General features: G+C 69.6%; 17 protein-coding genes. 8 read left to right on the top strand and 9 right to left on the bottom strand.

The genetic code is table 11. The features are described 5' to 3' along the window. The first annotated feature begins 42 nt into the window (after nt 1-42). The 6 genes from ACGFH6_RS16855 (at nt 43) to msrB (ending at nt 7,815) form a co-directional block, all read left to right on the top strand. Nucleotides 43-375 carry a hypothetical protein gene (locus ACGFH6_RS16855; protein WP_393384561.1) on the top strand — a complete coding sequence of 111 codons (333 nt, stop codon included), beginning with the start codon at nt 43-45 and terminating at the stop codon, nt 373-375. Continuing rightward, a complete protein-coding gene (locus ACGFH6_RS16850) occupies nt 285-1,637 on the top strand; it encodes a M4 family metallopeptidase (RefSeq protein WP_393384559.1) in 1,353 nt (450 codons plus the stop codon). The genes ACGFH6_RS16855 and ACGFH6_RS16850 overlap by 91 nt, the downstream gene beginning before the upstream one ends. Nucleotides 1,638-1,739: 102 nt before the next feature. Beyond that, complete coding sequence (locus ACGFH6_RS16845; RefSeq protein ID WP_393384557.1) at nt 1,740-3,479, top strand: FAD-dependent oxidoreductase; 1,740 nt, start codon at nt 1,740-1,742, stop codon at nt 3,477-3,479. After that, the gene (locus tag ACGFH6_RS16840; protein ID WP_393384555.1) at nt 3,472-4,851 is read left to right on the top strand and encodes an adenylate/guanylate cyclase domain-containing protein; all 1,380 of its coding nucleotides are present in this window, start codon (nt 3,472-3,474) and stop codon (nt 4,849-4,851) included. The genes ACGFH6_RS16845 and ACGFH6_RS16840 overlap by 8 nt, the downstream gene beginning before the upstream one ends. 82 nt (nt 4,852-4,933) lie before the next feature. Beyond that, nucleotides 4,934-7,333: a lamin tail domain-containing protein gene (locus ACGFH6_RS16835; RefSeq protein ID WP_393384554.1), complete on the top strand. Its 2,400-nt coding sequence runs from the start codon at nt 4,934-4,936 to the stop codon at nt 7,331-7,333. A 65-nt stretch (nt 7,334-7,398) separates the two neighbouring features. Continuing rightward, nucleotides 7,399-7,815, top strand: coding sequence for a peptide-methionine (R)-S-oxide reductase MsrB (gene msrB / locus ACGFH6_RS16830; protein WP_393384552.1), 417 nt, complete (start codon nt 7,399-7,401; stop codon nt 7,813-7,815). Nucleotides 7,816-7,837: 22 nt separating this feature from the next. Here msrB and ACGFH6_RS16825 read toward each other — a convergent pair whose 3' ends face one another. The 5 genes from ACGFH6_RS16825 to hemE are packed head-to-tail and all read right to left on the bottom strand — an operon-like array spanning nt 7,838 to nt 11,876. Then, nucleotides 7,838-8,221, bottom strand: coding sequence for a VOC family protein (locus tag ACGFH6_RS16825; protein WP_393384550.1), 384 nt, complete (start codon nt 8,219-8,221; stop codon nt 7,838-7,840). Between the two features lie 5 nt (nt 8,222-8,226). Then, nucleotides 8,227-8,922 (bottom strand): hydrogen peroxide-dependent heme synthase, encoded by a 696-nt coding sequence (gene hemQ, locus ACGFH6_RS16820; RefSeq protein WP_360439592.1) that lies wholly within the window; start codon nt 8,920-8,922, stop codon nt 8,227-8,229. Next, nucleotides 8,919-10,328 (bottom strand): protoporphyrinogen oxidase, encoded by a 1,410-nt coding sequence (gene hemG, locus ACGFH6_RS16815; protein WP_393384548.1) that lies wholly within the window; start codon nt 10,326-10,328, stop codon nt 8,919-8,921. Before hemG ends, hemQ begins: the two co-directional genes overlap by 4 nt. After that, nucleotides 10,325-10,819: a GNAT family N-acetyltransferase gene (locus ACGFH6_RS16810; RefSeq protein ID WP_393384547.1), complete on the bottom strand. Its 495-nt coding sequence runs from the start codon at nt 10,817-10,819 to the stop codon at nt 10,325-10,327. The genes hemG and ACGFH6_RS16810 overlap by 4 nt, the downstream gene beginning before the upstream one ends. Next, nucleotides 10,806-11,876 carry a uroporphyrinogen decarboxylase gene (gene hemE / locus ACGFH6_RS16805; RefSeq protein WP_393384545.1) on the bottom strand — a complete coding sequence of 357 codons (1,071 nt, stop codon included), beginning with the start codon at nt 11,874-11,876 and terminating at the stop codon, nt 10,806-10,808. The genes ACGFH6_RS16810 and hemE overlap by 14 nt, the downstream gene beginning before the upstream one ends. A 107-nt stretch (nt 11,877-11,983) precedes the next feature. On the opposite strand from hemE, the gene ACGFH6_RS16800 reads away from it, so the two are divergent. Together ACGFH6_RS16800 and ACGFH6_RS16795 are read left to right on the top strand one after the other, a co-directional pair. Next, nucleotides 11,984-12,586, top strand: a complete 603-nt coding sequence (locus ACGFH6_RS16800) for a DUF3000 domain-containing protein (protein ID WP_328521392.1) — start codon at nt 11,984-11,986, stop codon at nt 12,584-12,586. Next, nucleotides 12,583-13,845, top strand: a complete 1,263-nt coding sequence (locus ACGFH6_RS16795; RefSeq protein WP_393384543.1) for a ribonuclease D — start codon at nt 12,583-12,585, stop codon at nt 13,843-13,845. The genes ACGFH6_RS16800 and ACGFH6_RS16795 overlap by 4 nt, the downstream gene beginning before the upstream one ends. Here ACGFH6_RS16795 and ACGFH6_RS16790 read toward each other — a convergent pair whose 3' ends face one another. From ACGFH6_RS16790 to ACGFH6_RS16775, 4 genes are all read right to left on the bottom strand, one after another. After that, on the bottom strand, nt 13,846-14,331 hold the full coding sequence (locus tag ACGFH6_RS16790; RefSeq protein ID WP_393384541.1) for a VOC family protein: 486 nt from the start codon (nt 14,329-14,331) through the stop codon (nt 13,846-13,848). 65 nt (nt 14,332-14,396) lie between these two features. Continuing rightward, entirely contained in the window at nt 14,397-16,229 is a 1,833-nt protein-coding gene (locus ACGFH6_RS16785) for a DUF2264 domain-containing protein (RefSeq protein WP_393384539.1), read from the bottom strand. Beyond that, nucleotides 16,199-17,227, bottom strand: a complete 1,029-nt coding sequence (locus ACGFH6_RS16780; RefSeq protein WP_393384537.1) for a family 43 glycosylhydrolase — start codon at nt 17,225-17,227, stop codon at nt 16,199-16,201. The genes ACGFH6_RS16785 and ACGFH6_RS16780 overlap by 31 nt, the downstream gene beginning before the upstream one ends. Before the next feature lie 22 nt (nt 17,228-17,249). Further along, nucleotides 17,250-19,493, bottom strand: coding sequence for an alkaline phosphatase D family protein (locus ACGFH6_RS16775; protein ID WP_393384536.1), 2,244 nt, complete (start codon nt 19,491-19,493; stop codon nt 17,250-17,252). Nucleotides 19,494-19,516: the final 23 nt, after the last annotated feature.

The following is a 19,516-nucleotide window of genomic DNA, read 5'->3' as shown; positions in this document are numbered from 1 at the left end:
CGGGGCGTGAGGCCCCCGGGACGCTGATGAAGGAGCGCGAGGATGAGCAGATCCGCCCTGTTCGCCGCTGCCATCGCAGTGGCGACCACTACCGCCCTCGGTCTGACCAGCGCCACCACCGCCACCGGTGCGCCGACGGCAGACCCAGCCCCCACCCCGGCCGCCGCCGTCGCCCGGGCCAAGGCCGCCATCGGCGACAATCTCGCCGTACTGCGAGCCACCGGTTCGGACGCGTTCGTCGTCCGCACTGTCCTCGTCGACCCGGACGGTCCAGCCACGTCCGGATGGACCGGACCATCGGCGGGCTCAAGGTCCTCGGCGGCGACGTCGTCGTGCACCAGGCCAAGGACGGCAGCTGGAAGGGCGCCAGCCTGAGCCTGACCGGCAGCGCGAACGTCGGCCGCACGCCGAAGCTCAGCCTCGCCGCGGCCACCTCGAAGGCCCTCGCCCGCGGTCAGAAGGCCGAGGGCAAACCCGCGCTGGTGATCGAGGCCCGCAAGGGCGCGCCGCGGCTGGCCTACCTGGTCACCACCGTCGGGACTCAGCCGGACGGTACGCCGAGCCACATCACCACCACCGTGGACGCCCTCACCGGCGCGAAGCTGGTCAGCGAGCAGCACATCGAGACCGCGACCGGCGACGGCCAGAGCCTGTACTCCGGCACCGTGCCGCTGGACACGACCGCGGCCACCGGCGGCTTCACGCTGACCGACCCGGTCCGCGGCAACGGCTTCACCGCCGACGCGAACAACAAGACCGACTCGATCCTGTGCCAGCTGCTCGGCATCGGCTGCCCGACCCCGACCCGGTTCACCGACGCGGACAACCACTGGGGCACCGGCACGAACGCGAACCGCGCCACCGCCGCCGTCGACGCGCACTACGGCGCCGCGACCACGTTCGACTACTACAAGAACGTGCACAGCCGGAACGGCATCTTCAACGACGGCAAGGGCGTCCCGAGCCGGGTGCACTACGGCACCGACTACGTGAACGCCTTCTGGGACGGCAAGCAGATGACGTACGGCGACGGCGACGGTGTGACCGCCGGCCCGCTGGTGTCGATCGACGTGGCCGGCCACGAGATGTCCCACGGCGTCACCTCGGCGACCGCGAACCTGACCTACTCCGGTGAGTCCGGCGGCCTGAACGAGGCGACCAGCGACATCTTCGGCACCATGGTCGAGTTCTACTCGAACAAGGCCTCCGACCCGGGTGACTACTACATCGGCGAGGAGATCATGAAGGACCGGCCGGCGCTGCGGTTCATGGACAAGCCGAGCAAGGACGGCAACTCCCCCGACTGCTACTCCTCCGGCGTGGGCAACCTCGACGTGCACTACTCCTCTGGGATCGCGAACCACTTCGCCTACCTGCTGGCCGAGGGCAGCGGCGCCAAGACGATCGGCGGTCTGCCGCACAACTCGCCGACCTGCAACGGCTCGACGCTGGCCGGCATCGGCCACCAGAAGCTCGAGAAGATCTGGTACCGCGCGCTGACGACGTACATGACCACCGGTACGACCTACGCCCAGGCGCGGACCGCGACGCTGAACGCGGCCACCGATCTGTACGGCGCGAGCAGCCCCGAGCGGGCGGCGGTCGCGGCGACCTGGTCCGCGGTCAGCGTCAACTGACCGTTTGAACTTCACCGGTCCTGTCCCACTGGGGCGGACAGGACCGGTGAACAAACGCTTTGTCCATTGCCCTGCGGGGGCGTCCCACCTACCGTCACAATCATGGGTGGGGAGCCCGGGGGACATTACGGACGGCGTGAGGCCAAGCTGCGTGAAGCCAGGCCACTACTGCTGGTCGTCGACGCTGACCCGGAGCGTCTGGAACGGTGTGAAACGGAGCTGGAGCGGGGTTTCGGCGTCGACTACAGAGTCCGCGGCGAGCTGACCACGGCCGCTGCGCTGAGCTGCCTACAGCTCGCGCACGAGCTGGAGCACCGGGTCGCCGTCGTGATGGTCGACAATGCTCTGCCGGACGACGAGCGCGCCGAGATCCTGGCCGCGTCGAGGACCCTGCATCCGGACGCACGCCGTGCGCTGCTGATCGAGTGGGGCGCTTGGGCCACCCGGAGTACGGCGGCGGCGATCCTGTCCGCGATGTCTGTCGGCGACATCAACTACTACGTGCTCAAGCCGTGGATCGCGCAGGACGAGCTGTTCCACCGGACCGTCGCGGAGTTCGTCCAGGAGTGGTCGCGCTACGAGGTCGCGAACCTGCGCGAGGTCGTCGTGATCGCGTCCGACCATTCGGTCCGCGGTCAGGCGGTGCGCAGTCTGCTGGCGCGCAACGGGATCCCGAGTGCGTTCCGCGTCAGCGGTTCGGTGCCGGCGAACGCCGTACTGGAGTGGATCGGTGAGCCGGATCCCGGGGACAGCGTGCTGGTGTGGATGCCGGCCGTGGGTGGAGCGGTGCTGCGCGATCCGACCGACGTCGAGATCGCCGAGGCGTGGGGCGTGTCGACGACGCTGGCCGACGGCGAGGACTCGTTCGACCTTCTCGTGATCGGGGCCGGTCCGGGTGGATTGGCGGCAGCCGTGTACGCGTCGTCCGAAGGACTGCGCACGCTCGTCGTCGAGCGGGAGGCGATCGGCGGGCAGGCGGGGACGAGTTCGCTGATCCGCAACTACCTGGGTTTCTCGCGCGGGATCCGCGGCTCCGAACTGGCCCAGCGCGGCTATCAGCAGGCATGGGTGTTCGGCGCGCACTTCGTGCTGATGCGGTCGATCGAACGGCTCGAGCGGCGGGACGGTCACTTCGTCGCGGAGATCGGTGACGTGGGCCAGGTGACGGCCCGGGCGGTCATCCTGGCGACCGGGGTGGCGTACCGGCGGCTCGACGTACCGGCACTTGAGCAGTTGATGGGGACGGGCGTGTACTACGGCGCCAGTGTGTCGGAGGCCCATGGTCTGAAGGATCGCGATGCGTGTGTGGTCGGTGGCGGCAACTCGGCAGGGCAGGCGGTGCTGCATCTGGCCCGCTACTGCAAGCTGGTCACCTTGGTGATCCGGGGCAAGGACCTCGTCGCGAGCATGTCGAAGTACCTGATCGACGCGATCGATGCCGCTCCCAACGTGGTCGTGCGGTCCTGGAGCGAGGTCGTCGGCGGTGGCGGCGACGGGCGGCTGCAGTGGGTGACGTTGCGCGACCGTACGTCGGGCGGCGAGGAGCGACTCGACGTCGACGGGTTGTTCGTGATGATCGGCGCCGTACCCGGCACGCAGTGGCTGCCCGACGAAGTCGGCCGGGACGAGCGGGGCTTCGTGCTGACCGGGTCGGACGCCGCGGCGGATCCGGGGTGGACCGAGGACCGGCCGCCACAGCCGTACGAGGCGACGATGCCCGGGGTGTTCGCGATCGGCGACGTACGCAGTGGTTCGGTGAAGCGGGTGGCGTCGGCGGTCGGCGAAGGGTCCGTGGTCGTCTCGCAGGTCCACACCCATCTCAAGGTGTCCGAGGATGCCTGAGCGGCGGTTCGTCTACACCCCGGCGATGGTTGTCCTGACCACGCTGGTGCTGCTGGTGCCGCTGGCCGGGTTGTTCCTCCTGGTCCGGAGCCCGCAGTTGGATGTGCACTGGGAGCACCACCCAGCGCATTTCTGGCTGGTGTTGCTGACCGCGGGACTGAGCGCCGTACTGGCGTACATCACGGGTGCGGCCGCGCTTCGGCGGGGTGATCCCCGGGTTCTGCTGGTGTCATTGGCGTTCCTGTCGGCGGCCGGGTTCCTCGGGTTGCATGCGTTGGCGACGCCGAAGGTCCTGCTGGACACACCGAACGCGGGCTTCACGCTGGCGACGCCCATCGGGGTCGCGGTCGCGTCGATCTTCGCGGTCCTGTCGAGCCTGAACATGTCGGGCGGGCGGGTGGCGACCGCGGTCCGGTGGGGCCGGGTCGGGCGTGCGGCGCTGCTGACCCTGATGGCTCTGTGGGCGGCGGCCTCGATCCTGCGCCTGCCGCCGTTGCACGACACCGCCGTACCAGAGGTTGCCGATGGCATCCTCACCGCGCTCGCCGTACCGGCCGTGCTGTTGTACGCCGTCGCGGCCGCCCGCTACCTGCACATGTGGTGGCGGAAGCCGTCGTTGATGCTGCTCTCGATGATCGCCGCGTTCATCCTGCTCGCCGAGGCGATGATCGCGATGGTGTTCGCGACGAACTGGGCGCTGTCATGGTGGGAGTGGCACGTGCTGATGCTGTCCGCGTTCGTGCTGGTGGTCGTCGGCGTCCGGATCCAGTGGTACGAGGAACGGTTCGCCGATCTGTATCTCGACGACACCGTCTCGGGCCGGCGCGAGTTGAGCGTGCTGTTCGCGGATCTGCAGGGGTTCACCACGTTCTCCGAGAACCACGACCCGGCCGAGGTCACCACGATGCTGAACACCTACTTCCAGGTCGTCGTGCCTCCCGTCGTACGACGTCATGGCGGCGACGTCGACCGGATCATCGGCGACGCGCTGATGGTGACCTTCAACAAGCGCGGCAACCAGCCCGACCACGCGGCCCGCGCGGCCGCGGCGGGGCTCGCGCTGCAGGAGGCCGCGGCCGCCGTGCAGGCGGCGCACCCGAACTGGCCGAGGTTCCGGGTCGGGATCAACAGCGGGATCGCCTCGGTCAGCCTGCTCGGCACCGAGGGCGGCCGGACCCACACCGTCATCGGCGACACCGTGAACGTCGCCTCCCGGATCGAGGGCAAGGCGCCTGGTGGCGGGGTCGCCATCGGGCCCGCGACGAAGGCGCTGCTGCCGGATGCGGTGACGCAGTCCCTGGGCCTGGTCGACCTCAAAGGAAAGGCCGAACCGGTCGAGGTTCACCAGTTGCTGGCGCTGTCCGGCGAATGATCACCCCTGCCTTCAGGGGCCGCACCTGGTGTTCACGTGTTGGACCTTGGCGGCGACTGGTCCGGGTGTGAGAATCCGGCTCATGTCTGCCCCGAACCGATCACGACGCCGCCTGGGCGCCCTCGTGGTCACGTCCAGTCTCATCGTCTCCGGCCTGGCAGTGGCACTCGCCGCCGCGCCGGCGGACGCCGCGTCGACCGATGTGGTCATCACCGAGGTGTACGGCGGCGGCGGTAACACCGGCGCGCCGTACACCAACGACTTCATCGAGCTGACCAACAACGGCACGGCGCCGGTCGACGTGAGTGGCTGGTCGGTCCAGTACGCCTCCGCGGCCGGAAGCACCTGGCAGGTCACCAACCTCACCGGCAGCATCGCTCCGGGCGCCGCCTACCTGGTCCAGGAAGGGGCCGGCGCCGGCAACGGTCAGCCGATGCCCGCACCGGACGCCACCGGCAGCATCCTGATGTCCGCGACGGCCGGGAAGGTTGCCCTCGTCACCACTCAGACGGCGCTGTCATGCGGGACGACGGCCTGTCACAACGCTCCCGAGGTCAAGGACTTCGTCGGCTACGGTTCGACGGCGAGCGACTCCGAGACCAGTCCGGCGCCGGGCCTGTCGAACACGACGTCGGCCACCCGGAAGGTCCCCACCCAGGACGCGGACAACAACGCGGCCGAGTTCGCGGCGGTCAACCCGTCCCCGAAGACACTGACCTCGACGCCGCCGGATCCGGACCCGGTGGACGCGAAGATCCACGACATCCAGGGCGCCGCGCACCTGTCGCCGCTGAACGGCAAGCCGGTCAAGAACGTCACCGGTGTGGTCACCGCGAAGAGCACCAACGGCTTCTGGTTCCAGGACCCGCAGCCCGACAGCGACCCGGCCACCAGCGAAGGCGTCTTCGTCTTCACCAGTTCCGCGCCGACCGTGGCCGTCGGTGACGCACTGAGCGTCCAGGGCACCGTCGCCGAGTTCCGCCCCGGCGGCTCCGGCGGCACCGACAACCTGACCACCACGGAGATCACCAACCCGACGATCACCGTCACCGGCACCGCGGCCGTACCGGCCCCGACGATCGTCGGCCAGGGCGGACGGGTGCCGCCGTCGACCGTGATCGACGACGACTCCAACGGCGACGTCGAGACGACCAGTACGGCGTTCGACCCGGCGAGCGACGGCCTCGACTTCTGGGAGTCGCTGGAGGGCATGTGGCTCGGCATCGACCAGCCTGAGGTCACCGGTCCCACCAGTTCGTTCCGCGAGCTGTCCGTCGTACCGGCGGGATCCTCGGTCCGGACCGTGCGCGGCGGCATCCTGTTGCAGAAGACCGACAGCAACCCCGAGCGGGTCCTGCTCGACGACGTGCTGACGCCGATCCCGGACGCGAAGACCGGCGACAAGCTGGCCGGTGTGGTGTCCGGTGTTCTCGACTACTCGTTCGGCAACTTCAAGTTCCTCCCGACGCAGACGCCGACCGTGATCGACGGTGGAGTGACGCGTGAGACGACCAAGCGCTCGTCTCCGCTGCAGGTGTCGGTGGCGACGTTCAACGTGGAGAACCTCGACCCGTCCGACGGTGACGCGAAGTTCGACGGGCTGGCGCAGGCGGTGGTGAAGAACCTCGCCGCACCGGACATCCTCGGCCTGGAGGAAGTGCAGGACAACGACGGCGCGACGAACTCCGGCACCACCTCGGCCAACCTCACCCTGGACATGCTCGTCGCGGCGATCCAGAAGGCCGGCGGACCGAAGTACGCCTACCGCCAGATCGACCCGGTGAACAACGCCGAGGGTGGCGAGCCGGGCGGCAACATCCGGGTCGCGTTCATGTACCGCACCGACAAGCCGGTGAAGTTCGTCGACCGTGCCGGCGGCGGCTCCACCGTCCCGACCACCATCACCACCGACCGGTTCGGCCGGCCGCACCTGAGCTCGTCGCCTGGTCGCGTCGACCCGGCCAACCCGGCCTGGGCGGCCACCCGGGTCCCGCTCGCGGGCGAGTTCACCTGGCATGGCCAGAGCCTGTTCGTTGTGGTCAACCACTTCAGCTCCAAGGGCGGCGACGACCCGCTCTGGGGCCGGACCCAGCCGCCGGTCCAGGTGACCGCGCCGAAGCGGCACCAGCAGGCGCAGTCGGTGCGCGGCTTCGTCGACCAGATCCTGGCCAAGGACAAGGGCGCCAACGTCATCGTGCTCGGTGACCTGAACGACTTCGACTGGTCGGAGACGGCCGACATCCTGGTCGGGTCCGGCAAGACGTCGCTGATCGACATGCCACGGACACTGCCGGTGAAGGAGCGCTACAGCTACGTGTTCGAGGGCAACAGCCAGATCCTGGACCAGATCCTGATCTCCCGGAACCTGCAGCCCGCCTCGACGTACGACGTGGTGCACATGAACGCCGAGTTCCCGGACCAGATCAGCGACCACGACCCACAGGTGGTGCAGGTGATTCCGCTGCCGTCCTGGGTGCACTGATTGCGGGAGGCTTACGGTGGCCGTCCGGGCGGGGTTCTGCTTGCCCGGGCGGCCACAATGGAGTCGTGACAGACGACACCAAGCAGTACGCCGTGACCAAGTCCGACGCGGAGTGGAAGGCGCAGCTCTCCCCCGCCGAGTTCCACGTGCTGCGCAAGGCCGGTACCGAGCGGCCCTTCGTGGGTGAGTACACCGACACCAAGACGGTCGGCGTCTACAAGTGCCGCGCGTGCGACGCGGAGCTGTTCCGCAGCGAGACCAAGTTCGACTCGCACTGTGGCTGGCCGTCCTTCTTCGCCCCGCTGGCCGAGGAGCGGGTCGAGTACATCGAGGACACCGCCCTCGGCATGAAGCGCGTCGAGGTCCGCTGCGCCAACTGCGGCTCCCACCTCGGCCACGTCTTCGAGGGCGAGGGCTACGACACCCCCACCGACCTCCGCTACTGCATCAACAGCATCAGCCTGACCCTCAGCCCCGCCTGATCGGCAGGGCGCCACCCCGGACTCAGATCGGGGTGGCGAGGGCTATCGGGTTGCCTTCGGGGTCGGCGGTGTAGGCCTGGCGTTCGCCCCAGGGCATGGTGGCGGGTTCCTGGAGGATGGGGTGGCCGGCCTCGCGGAACAGCTCGACGGATGCTTCGACGTTGTCGACGTACACGAAGAGCTCGAAGCGGGGCGCGGTGCCGACCGTGATACCGAGCTGGGCCTCGGGCCAGTTGGCGTCGGCGATGCCCAGCGACGAGTCGCCGCGCTCGAGGCCGACGTAGTGCGGGTCGCCCTCGAGCGGGAACTGGTACGTCGGTTCGTACCCGAGCAGCGCGTAGAAACCGACGGAGCGACGTACGTCGCTCACGTACAGCACCGGGAAGGCCTTGCGGTGCCCAGCCACGGGCGTCAGGCCAGGTTGGCGACCAGCTCGCCGAGCTCGGTCCGCTTGCCCGTGTAGAAGGGCACTTCCTCGCGCACGTGCCGCCGGGCGGTGGACGCGCGCAGGTCGCGCATCAGGTCGACCATCCGGTGCAGTTCGTCGGCCTCGAAGGCCAGGATCCACTCGTAGTCGCCGAGCGCGAACGACGCGACCGTGTTCGCCCGTACGTCGGGGTAGGTCCGCGCCATCTTCCCGTGCTCGGCGAGCATGAACCGCCGCTCCTCGTCCGGCAGCAGGTACCACTCGTACGACCGCACGAACGGGTAGACGCAGATGTACGCCCGCGCCTCCTCGTCGGCCAGGAACGCCGGGATGTGGCTCTTGTTGAACTCGGCCGGCCGGTGCAGCGCGAACTGCGACCAGACCGGCGCCAGGTGCCGCCCGAGACGCGACCGGCGCAGTGCGTGGTACGCCTTCTGCAGCGCGTCCGATGTCGGTGCGTGCCACCAGACCATGAAGTCGGCGTCGGCCCGGAAGCCCTCGACGTCGTAGATCCCGCGGATCACCACGTCGTCCGTGGCCAGCTTGGCGACCAGCTCGGACAGTTCAGCGGTCAGCTCGTCCCGGTCCGCGTCGCCCAGCGGGGTCTCCACCTTGAAGACCGACCACAGGGTGTAGCGGATCACATTGTTCAGCTCACGCGCCTTCGGCTTCTCTGTCACGGAGCCATTGTCTCCAATGTGGCTAAATGAGCCTGCACCCGGGTGGCTGCCTGCCCACCCGATGCCACACACGCAGCGATCCCGACACCTCGGTACGCCGCTCCGCACACAGCCAGACCGGGCTCCGCGGCAACCGCCTCCTCCACCCGGTCAACGCGGTCCAGATGCCCCACGGCGTACTGCGGAAGTCCGCCGCCCCACCGCGTCACCAGTGACCCCACCACAGGTGCCTTTAGCCCGACCGCACGCCCCAGATCGGCGGCGGCCAGCGCCACGAGCTCCTCATCGGACCGTTGCAGGATGTACTCCTCCCCCAGCCGCCCGACCGAACACCGCAGTACTGCGAGCTCTCCACCAGCCGCACCCGACCACTCCCACTTCGCGTGCGAGTACGTCGACGCCTTGATCGTCCGCCCCTCCACCGACGGCACCAGGAACCCGGACCCGGTTGCCGCCTCGGGCCAGTCCTGCTTGCGGACCGCGAGTGTCACGATCGCCATGCTCGCGTACTCGATCGTCGCCAGCTCGGTCGACGCCGCCGGCACCAACTCAGCCAGCATCCGCGCCGCCGGTGTGGCCGGTACAGCGACGATCACCGCGTCGGCCTCCAACAGAGTCGGCGCCGGCACCGGCCCCGCCTCCAGCGCATAGCCGTTGGCGGTCCGCGTGATCCGTCGCACTGCGAGCTTGCGCCGGATGTCGACGCCCCGGGCGGTCAGGTCCTTCTCCAGCGCGCTGATCAGCCGGTTGATCCCGCCGACAACGCCGGCGAACACCGGCGCACCGGCCCGGCGCTGCCCGGCCTCCCGCATCTCCGCGGTCGCCGCGAGCAGGCTCGGCGCCGTCCGCAGCTTGGCGTACAGCTCCGGCACCGCGGCCGCGAGCGAGATCTCCTCCGCCCGCCCCGCGTACACCCCGCCGAGCAGCGGGTCGATCAACTTGTCCGTCACCGCCGGCCCCATCCTGGAGGCGACGAACTGCCCGATCGCGACGTCATCCGTCAGCGCGGGCGCCGGCAGCTCGGCCTCGTGCGCCACCGCTTCGGCTCCATCGGACCCGAGTACGTCGGCTGTCGCGGCGGGGTCCATCGGGACACCCATCACGGTCGGCGGGATGGCCCGGATCCGGTCGCCGATCCACAGTCCGGCCGACGTCGTCGCCGGATGCACCAGGTCGTCACCGAGGCCGACCGCCTTGATCAGGTCGACCGCCTCCGGCCGCCGGGCCAGCACCGACTCGGCCCCGAGGTCGACCGGCACACCCTCGAGCACGTCACCCGCGAGCTTGCCGCCGAGCCGCGGCGACCCCTCCAGCACCGTGATCCGCGGCGGATTCGGCCCGGTCGCCAGCGCGTACGCCGCCGCCAGCCCACTGATCCCGCCACCGACCACGACGACCCGGCTCACACGTCCTCCAGCTTCAGCTCGAACCCAAGACGAGCCTCCGGGTCGGCCACGCGGCGGAACCCGGCTCGCGTCAGCACCGCCTGCGACGCCACGTTCCGGTCCGATGTCCCCGCTCGCAGCATGCTCAGCCCGTACTCCGACGCGGCGAGCCTGGCGACCGCACGGACCGCCGCCGATGCGAGCCCACGGCCCGTGGCTTTCTCGGCGATCCGGTAGCCGAGCTCGGCCGAGCCGTTCTCGAGGTCCATGAGGTTGATCCGTCCGACCACCGCGCCGGAGGCGTCGACCAGGACGTGGAACCGGCACGCCCCGGTCTCCTGCTCGGCCAGGAGCGCCTGATGCCGCTCCGCGAACGAGGTGAAGAAGTCGTCACCGCGATCCTCGATCCAGGCGGCGAAGTACGCCCGGTTCTCCCGCTCGAAGGCGAGCACGGCATCGGCGTGCTCGGCGGCCAGCGGCTCGAGCGTCACGTCGTGGTCAGGCAGGTACACGGGCCGACTTCGCGTGGACGTGCTGGACGATCCGGCGCAGTACCTCGGGGTCGGCATCCGGCGGGACACCGTGCCCGAGGTTGAAGATGTGGCCGGGTGCGGCCTTCCCCTCGGCGAGGATCCGGTCGATCTCCGGCTCCACTGCCTCCCAGGGCGCGAACAGCAGGGCCGGATCCAGATTGCCCTGCACCGGCTTCGGACCGGCTCCGGCCGCGGTGATCCGGCGTACCGCCTCGTCCAGCGGCACCCGCCAGTCGACACCGACGACGTCAGCCCCAGCGCTGCTCATCAGCCCGAGCAACTCACCCGTGTTCACGCCGAAGTGCACCCGGGGTACGCCGTACGACGCCAGCGCCTCGAACACCTTCGCGGAGTGCGGCAGCACGAACCGCTCGTAGTCGCGCGGCGACAGCCCGCCCGCCCACGAGTCGAACAGCTGCATCGCGGACGCGCCCGCCTCGACCTGCACGGACAGATACGCGATCGCCACGTCGGCCAGCCGGTCCGCGAGCGCGTGCCAGAGGCCCGGGTCGCTGTACATCAGCGCCTTGGTCTTCGCGTGGTCCTTGCTCGGCCCACCCTCGACCAGGTACGACGCCACCGTGAACGGGGCGCCGGCGAACCCGATGAGCGGCGTGCCGTCCAGCTCCGAGACCAACTGCTGCACGGAGTCAGTGGTGTACGGCACGTCCGCGGGAGTGACCGGTCGGACCGCGGCGAGGCCGGCGGCGTCGCGGATCGGGTCCGCGAGCACCGGGCCGATCCCCGGCTTGATCTCGATGTCGAAGCCGACCGACTTCAGCGGCAGCACGATGTCGGAGTACAAGACCGCCGCATCGACGCCGTAACGGCGTACCGGCTGCAGCGTTATCTCGACAACGAGGTCGGGACGCATGCAGGCCTCGAGCATCGTGGTCCCGGTGCGGGCCGCATGGTACTCAGGCAACGCCCGCCCGGCCTGCCGCATGAACCACACCGGCGTGTGCGGGCCGGGCTCACCTCGAGCGGCGAGCAGAAAGGCGGAACGGTCGAGGGCGCGGGACTGTGGAGGAGACACACAGCGATAATCCCACGTGCGGAATTTCGCCCGTGAGCGGCCGTCGCACGCGGTTACCGGCGCGTCGCCACAGGCGTCGGTGAGTAATCAGTCGTAGGCTGCCAAGCATGGGTGCCCGCAAGCAGGTCGACGCGCCACCCGCGGAGTTCGCCGAGGCCGTGACGCAGTTACGCGGTGCCCGGTTCCGGCCCGAGGTCTTCGTCGAGGAGATGCCCGCGCCGCAGCGGATCGCTCCGCACGCGGCCGCGGTCAGCGCCGACGTGACGGTCGACGGTGACGATGTCGCCACCGGCCGTCTGGTCATCCTCTACGACCCGGACGGGAACGACGCCTGGCAGTCGACCTTCCGCTGTGTCGCGTACGTGCGCGCCGCCGTCGAACCGGAGATGGTGACCGACGCGCTGCTCGGCGGCGTGGGCTGGACCTGGCTGATGGAGGCGCTGGCGGACCGGGGCGCGGACTTCCTGGCTCCGAGCGGTACCGTCACCAGGGTGGTATCCGAAAGCTTCGGCGGTATGGCCGACGACGACGCGACGGCGGAGATCGAGATCCGTGCGTCCTGGAGCCCCGTGCCGGGGCCTGGTGGTCTGGTGGATGTGACCCGGCACGCGGAGGCGTGGGGCGAAGTTCTCTGCACGGCGGCCGGACTGCCGCCGGTTCCGCCGGGGGTCGTGGCGATGCCGACCCGGCGCGGACAGCGGGGCCGATGAGCCCGGCCGAAACCCAGCAGCCGCCCGTCCCGGACGACCCGACCGCGAACCTGCCCCTGCTAGAACTCCGTGACGGCCTCTCCGAGGTCGTCGACACCGACCCAGCGCTGACCGATGTGGTCGAGGCCTTCCAGTCCGGCACCGGCCCGGTCGCCGTCGACGCCGAGCGCGCGTCCGGCTACCGCTACTCCCACCGGGCGTACCTGGTGCAACTGCGCCGCGAGGGCGCCGGCTCCGCGCTGGTCGACCCGATCCCGTTCGGCGACCTGTCCGCGCTCGGCGACGCGATCGTGGACGCCGAGTGGATCATCCACGCCGCGAACCAGGACCTGGCCTGCCTGGCCGAGGTCGGGATGGTGCCGCGGAAGGTGTTCGACACCGAACTGGCGGGCCGCCTGCTCGGGTACCCGAAGGTCGGCCTCGCCTCGCTGGTCAGCGAAGTCCTCGGCTACCGGATGCGCAAGGAGCACTCCGCCGCCGACTGGTCGACCCGCCCGCTCCCGGCGCCGTGGCTCGTGTACGCCGCTCTCGACGTCGAGATGCTGATCGAGTTGCGCGACGCGATCGAGGCCGAACTGCGCCGCGAGGGCAAGTGGGAGTGGGCCGAGCAGGAGTTCGCCTCGATCCTGTCCGCGCCGCCGCGTGAGCCGAAGCCGGATCCGTGGCGCCGGACGTCGGGGATGCACCGCGTCCGCAACCGCCGCAGTCTGGCCGTCGTACGGGCGTTGTGGGAGGCGCGGGACCAGATCGCCGAGTCCGCGGACATCTCCCCCGGCCGGATCCTGCCGGACGCCGCGATCGTCGAGGCCGCCTCGGCGATGCCGGCCGACCGGGACACACTCCAGCGCCTGACCGCGTTCAAGGGCCGCGGCGCGCACCGGCACATGCGGACCTGGTGGGAGGCGATCGACCACGCGCGCCGCCTTCCCGAGTCCGAACTACCGAAGCAGGGCCCGCGGTACGACGGCCCGCCGCCGGCCCGCGCCTGGGCCGATCGGGACCCGGATGCCGCTGCCCGTCTGTCGGCCGCCCGCTCGTCTGTGGCCGAGATCGCCGAGGCGCACCGGCTTCCGACCGAGAACCTGCTCTCCCCCGACACCATCCGCCGGCTGGCCTGGTCGCCACCACCCGAGCTCAGCCTCGAGGTGGTGACGGCCTTCCTGCGCGAGCACAACGCCCGCGAGTGGCAGATCGGGCTCACCGCCGGCGTGCTGACCGACGCGATGCAGTCCGAGGCCCCGAAGGAACAACTCGACTGATCAGCCGGCCGGGCGGAACAGCGAGCTCTGCACGTACTCCAGTGCCTTGGTGAACTTCTCGTCGCCGAACCGGCGGCCCATCTCGGCCTCGTCGACCTCCTCGATCCGGGTCTGCAGCCAGTAGAGGTTGCCGAACGGGTCGTGCACCCGCGCAACGATGTCGCCCCAGAACAGATGGGTCGGCTCGGTCACGACGGTGCCGCCGGCCGCCACCGCCTGCTTCAGCGCGGTCTCCACGTCCGGGACGTAGAGCCGAAGGAAGGCAGGCGTCGGCGGCCAGTCCGGCTTGTCGAACATCATCACCACCGAGTCGCCGATCCGCATCTCGGCGTGGCCGATGTTCCCGTGCTCGTCGACGACCCGGCCACCGAGGTCCACCGCATCGAACGCGGCCGTGAGGAAGTCCATCAGCCCGGCGGTGTCGGGCCCGATGATCCACGGCGTCACCGAGTGGTAGCCCTCGGGGATCGGGTTCACAGTCGTCATGGTCGCTGCTCCTTCGCGGTTCGGTTACCACCACCGTAGGAGCAGTACCGGCCAGGTTCTGGCCTCTACTTCAGCGCGACCACATCCTGTTGCCGGTCCGGCCAAGTGACGACAACCGTGGCGCCGTCGACCTCCGCGGTGATCCCGTCGGTGCTGCGGTCCTGACCGCTGAGCAGCACTACGGCGGCGTACACGCGTCCGGGTTCGAGCCCGGTCTCGACCCACGGAGTGACAGACACTTCGCCGAAGGCGTTCACGCCCTCCCGGGTCGTGCTGCCCTCTCGCCACTCACCGAGCAGCGGTACGACGGTCGACACCCGCCCGGACCCCGTCAGTGCGTAGCCGGAGATCGTCAGGGTCAACGGTTCACCGTCGTACTCGCCGTCCACGCGGGCGATCCGGACCTCGAAGGGACCACGGAGGACGGACGCGGTGACAACCGACAGGTCGGCTGTCTCCGGGTCCTCCGCCCCGAACTGCACCGGGAACCGGCTGACCGCCGTCCGAGGGCCGAGGCTCAGGAGGGTGATCGGGCGACGCTGCGACCACCGCCCGTCGGACGTTCGCACCGCGACCTGATTGTCCGGAACGTCGTCCGCGTCGACCAGGTCGGGCCCGGTGATCGTCGAGTAGGCGTGCCGGCAGTAGAGCGGATCCTCCGCAGCCAGTTCGGTCCCGGCATGGTCGGTGCCGTGGTTGACGACGCGCACGATGCCGTCGGCCGTCGTACCCGAGATGAGCCAGCCCGGCGGCCGGGCCACGACCGAGACGTCGGACTGCTCGAGTTGCAGCGGCTCCTCGCGGGCGGTCCACACCGGATGCCCGGCCGGCAGCACGAGTCCGGCGAAGCCCAGACTCGCCCAGTACGGCGATCCCGGACCCGAGTACGACTGCCGCATCCGCGGGAACGCCGTACGCCACCCGAGGCCGAGCAGACCACGGTCGTCCCAGGCACCGGCGTCGGCGAACCAACTGAGGATGCCACTGGTCAGACGCCGGGTCGCTCCGGGAGGCAACGGACTCGCGTCGAAGATCGCGCCGGCCCAGTACGGCGACGCGGTCGCGAACCGGTACACGAGCGAACGGCCTTGGTGGAGCGGCGCGCCATCGGCTCCGACGAGATGCTGGACGGTGCCGAGGTACTCCTGCAGCCGATCGCGATACCGGTCGAGCAGTTCCCCGGTCTCGCCCGACATGCGGCAGTACCACAGCGAGAACAGGTGCATGACCCAGCCGTTGTACCAGTCGTAGTGGGTGGTCCTGCCCTCGCGGATCCCGTCGGTGTACCAGCCGTCGCCTTGGTAGAACGTGTCCAGCGTCGCGATGTTCTTCTGGATCACAGCCTCGTCGCACGGTCCGCCCACCGAGCGCAGGAAGGCGAGGGTGACGTTCTGGAACCACAGCCAGTTGCTCGCCGAGTACGTGACCTCGTTGGCCGGCGCCAGCCATTCGACGACCTGCGCACGCGTCCGGTCGTCCAACTTGTCCCAGACCTGTGCACGGGATTCGTGCAGGGCGATTGCCATCGCGGCTGCCTCGACCCGCGGCTGACCGAACTCCGTCAGCCGCGGCCAGGCCTCCGGGGAGGTCGGGTCCGCGCCGGCGGCGAGGCCCTCGGCGTACCAGCCGGCATGATCGTGCGGATCGTCGTCCGATCCGGCGAGCCGGAAGCCCGCGGTCAGGAAGGATCGGGCGAACCCTTCCAAGCCGTCGCTCGCCGGCCCGGACCTGGACGCCGGACCGGGAGGATCGACGTTCGCATGGCGCGGGCTCGCGAAATCCCGCAAGGCGAGCAAGGTCCGATCAGCCGTCTGCTCCCAGTGCTCCCTTGTCCAGCCTGTGTACGGCGACAGCGTTCGATCCGATGTCAGTCGCTCGGCGTGCCGTCGTTCACCCATGGCCATCCCTCCGCATCCCAGTGCAGCTCGTCCATCATCAGCTTGCGGGTCTGCACGGACGGCAGATGGTTGCCGTCGGCGTCATACCACGGATAGCCGTGGTAGAAGATCATCTGCCGCTGCTGCCCGCCGATGCGGACGTCGGTGATGAACTGGTGGCCGGGCGAGGCGACCCGGTCGTCGCCGCGCAGCATCGGCGTCGGGTGCTTGCCGGCGTCGAAGTTCCCCATCGGCGAGGTGGCCCGGGCGACACCGACGGCGTAGTTGCCGTTCCAGGTGTACAGATTCCCGCTGTAGAACAGGTAGTAGCTTCCGTCCCGGTAGAGCATGCTCGGGCCTTCGACCGAGTTGCCTTCCCACGGCAGCGTCACGTGCATGATCTCGGTCGCCGGACCGACCCGGGTCAGTCCGTCCGGGGAGAGCCGGCCGATCGAGATGCGCTTGGTGAGCGTCCCCTGGAGGTCGTCCTTCCAGATCAGGTACCGCGCGCCGTCCACGTCCTGGAACATGGTGGCGTCGATCATCGAGTAGTCGGGCCTGCCCGCCAGCGGCGTGGGATTCAGCTGCCAGCCCTTCTCGAGGTTGTGTGAGGTCGCGACGTAGATCTTGTTGAACTGGCCGGGCGCCGTACGCATGTTGAAGTAGGCGACCCACTGACCACCGATCTGGTACACCTCCGGTGCCCAGAAATCGACGTACCCGGCCGGCGGCTCGACGAAACGACCGAGGTCCTCCCAGGTGTGCCCCGCATCGCGCGAACGGTACTGCTTGAGCCCGGTCGTGAACGCGTACCAAGTGTTGCCCTGGACAACGATCCCGGGATCGGCCGCCGGACACTCGTGCAACGGGTTCGGATACTCACCAGGACCGACGCGCGAGGCGCAAGGCACCGCAGTGGCTGCCAGGGCGGGAACGTCGGCCACTACGCTGCCGGTTCCTGCCAGGACCAGCGCCGCGGCCGTCGCGGCCGCACGTAGGACGAGTCGGGGTAATCGCATAGTTCCTCCGTAGGCGGACGGTTCAGAGTTGCTGGAGTATCAGGGCGGCGACGCGCCAGTAGCCCTCGCGGAGATCGCCGGTGATCTCCAGGTCCAGTTCCCGGCCGCCGGCACCACCGTCGATCTCGAAGTCGATCCACCGGAACTGTCCCTCGGGAACGACGTCGTCACCCGACTCCGCCACCAGGGATCCGTCGATCCGGATCATCGTGTTGCCGGAGGCAAACGACGCGTCGCCGGTCAGCAGGTGAACGGTGTGCCGACCGGGCGGCACCGCGAGTCTCAGGACCGACGGCTCGCCTCGTGACAGCGTGAAGTCCCGGCGGAGGGCGTCGAGCTTGCCCCGATCACGAAAGTCGACCTGGGTCAACCAGCCGTACCCCTTGGCCGGATCCCAGCGGTCGAGCGGGGACAGCCTCTGGTACGTCGCGAGGACCGGGGTGTTCGGTCCACCCGAATCGAGAGCGAGCAGGACATCGTCGCCGGACGGCGCGGAGACCAACTGCAGCCGGGTAGGCGGTCCGAAGATCGGCGTGTTCCCAGCCGTCACCCGCACCTCGACCAGTCCCGTGCCGGGCCGGCCTGCCGGCGGAGTGATGGGCAGCTCCAACGTCGTCGAGCCCGATGGCGCAACGGTGGCTGAGCTGTTGTCGCTGGACCAGCCCGGTGGCGGCGTGATCGCGGCAGTGACTTCGACGGCTGTGCCGGTGGAGTTGGTGATCGCGACCTGCAGCGCGTTCGCCCGGCCGCCGATCATCACGTCGGCAGTGATACCGGTGATCTGCACACCAGGGACTCTGACGGCACCCGGCGTGCCGTCCTCGACGACGAACGAGGCAAGCGTGCTGACCGGCGACTCGGAGTCGGAGGAGCTCGACACCGCCCGGATGTCGGTCGTCCACCGCTCCCGGGAGACCTCGCAGCGTAGGTAGCCGCGCAGGCTGCCGTTGAAGAACTTGACGTGTGGGTTCGCGGGCAGCGCCTTCTCCACGTCGGCACTCCACGGCGCGCCCGAACTGACCGACGTGCCGACGAACTCGGTCGCCAGCGTTTCGGAGTCCGGAGCCGCGAAGTCGGCCTTCAGATCGTTGACCCAGCTCGAGTGCCAGTCCCCACTGAGTACGACGGGGTTCGACGGCCGGATCCGGGCGATCCCGGACAGGAAGCGATCGCGCGCGGCGGGGTAGCCGTCCCACTGGTCGAGGTTGACCACGACACCGGGGCCAGGGTCGTAGTCGAACTCAGCCATCACGATCTGCTGCGCGATGACATTCCACTTCGCGGTCGAGTGCGTGAGGCCGTCCAGCAGCCAGCGTTCCTGGTCCGGACCCATGACGGTGCGGTTCTCGTCGTACATCTCGGGACACGGCTCCTTGCGGCCGTCGCCGCACGCCTGGTCGTCGCGGTACTGACGCGTGTCCAGGAGGCTGAGCTCGGCCAGGTCGCCGTAGGTGAACCTGCGGTACAACAGCATGTCGGCACCGTCCGGTCGCGCTCGGGCCCGCAGCGGCAGGTGCTCGTAGTACGCCTGGAACGCGTTCGCACGACGCGTCAGGAAGTCGGGGTCGGGCGTCTTCGGGATGTCCCCCGCCCAGTTGTCCTCGACGTCGTGATCGTCGAACACGACGACGAACGGGAAGGCCGCGTGCGCTGCCTGCAGATCGGGCGACGTCTTGTACAGGGCGTGCAGGGCCCGATAGTCGGCGAGGCTCCTGGTGGTCGAGTTCTCGTAGGTGTAGTCGCCGAGATGGAGAACCAGATCGAGGTCTTCGTCGACCATGTTGCGGTACGCCGCGTAGCCACCGCCCACCCATTGCTGGCAGGAAGCGACCGCGAACCGCAGGCGGTCAGGCCGGGATCCGGGAGCCGGCGCCGTCCGGGTCCGCCCGACCGGGCTGATCTCGGGCCCAGCCTTGAAGCGGTAGTAGTACTCCCGGGCCGGCGACAATCCCTGCACCTCGACATGGACCGAGTGCGCGAGTTCGGGGACCGCTTTGGCCACACCCCGCTTGACCACCCGCCGCATTCCGGGATCCGCGGCCACCTCCCACTCGACCGCCACCGGGGTCGGCGGCATACCGGCCGCGTCGGGATCGTTCAGCGGATCGGGGGCAAGGCGCGTCCACAACACCACCCCGTCGGGTTCCGGGTCCCCGGAAGCGACGCCGAGGGTGAACGGATAGCTCGGGAACCGCACCGCCGCCGCACTCTCGCCGGACACGCCCTGCGTCGCCAGAGCAACCGCGGTGGCTCCCAGCCCCGACATCCTCACGAACTCCCGCCGGGTCA

Origin of the sequence: Kribbella sp. NPDC049227, from assembly GCF_043197265.1 — a bacterium.
GTDB lineage: Bacteria > Actinomycetota > Actinomycetes > Propionibacteriales > Kribbellaceae > Kribbella.
Note: the sequence above shows the minus strand (reverse complement) of the source record. Positions and strands in the feature narration are given on the sequence as shown.

Coding starts and splice junctions, on each gene's coding strand:
- ACGFH6_RS16855 (WP_393384561.1), top strand. CDS start 43: ATGAGCAGATCCGCCCTGTTCGCCGCTGCCATCGCAGTGGCGACCACT.
- ACGFH6_RS16850 (WP_393384559.1), top strand. CDS start 285: ATGGACCGGACCATCGGCGGGCTCAAGGTCCTCGGCGGCGACGTCGTC.
- ACGFH6_RS16845 (WP_393384557.1), top strand. CDS start 1,740: ATGGGTGGGGAGCCCGGGGGACATTACGGACGGCGTGAGGCCAAGCTG.
- ACGFH6_RS16840 (WP_393384555.1), top strand. CDS start 3,472: ATGCCTGAGCGGCGGTTCGTCTACACCCCGGCGATGGTTGTCCTGACC.
- ACGFH6_RS16835 (WP_393384554.1), top strand. CDS start 4,934: ATGTCTGCCCCGAACCGATCACGACGCCGCCTGGGCGCCCTCGTGGTC.
- ACGFH6_RS16800 (WP_328521392.1), top strand. CDS start 11,984: ATGGGTGCCCGCAAGCAGGTCGACGCGCCACCCGCGGAGTTCGCCGAG.
- ACGFH6_RS16795 (WP_393384543.1), top strand. CDS start 12,583: ATGAGCCCGGCCGAAACCCAGCAGCCGCCCGTCCCGGACGACCCGACC.
- ACGFH6_RS16790 (WP_393384541.1), bottom strand. CDS start 14,331: ATGACGACTGTGAACCCGATCCCCGAGGGCTACCACTCGGTGACGCCG.
- ACGFH6_RS16785 (WP_393384539.1), bottom strand. CDS start 16,229: ATGGGTGAACGACGGCACGCCGAGCGACTGACATCGGATCGAACGCTG.
- ACGFH6_RS16780 (WP_393384537.1), bottom strand. CDS start 17,227: ATGCGATTACCCCGACTCGTCCTACGTGCGGCCGCGACGGCCGCGGCG.
- ACGFH6_RS16775 (WP_393384536.1), bottom strand. CDS start 19,493: ATGTCGGGGCTGGGAGCCACCGCGGTTGCTCTGGCGACGCAGGGCGTG.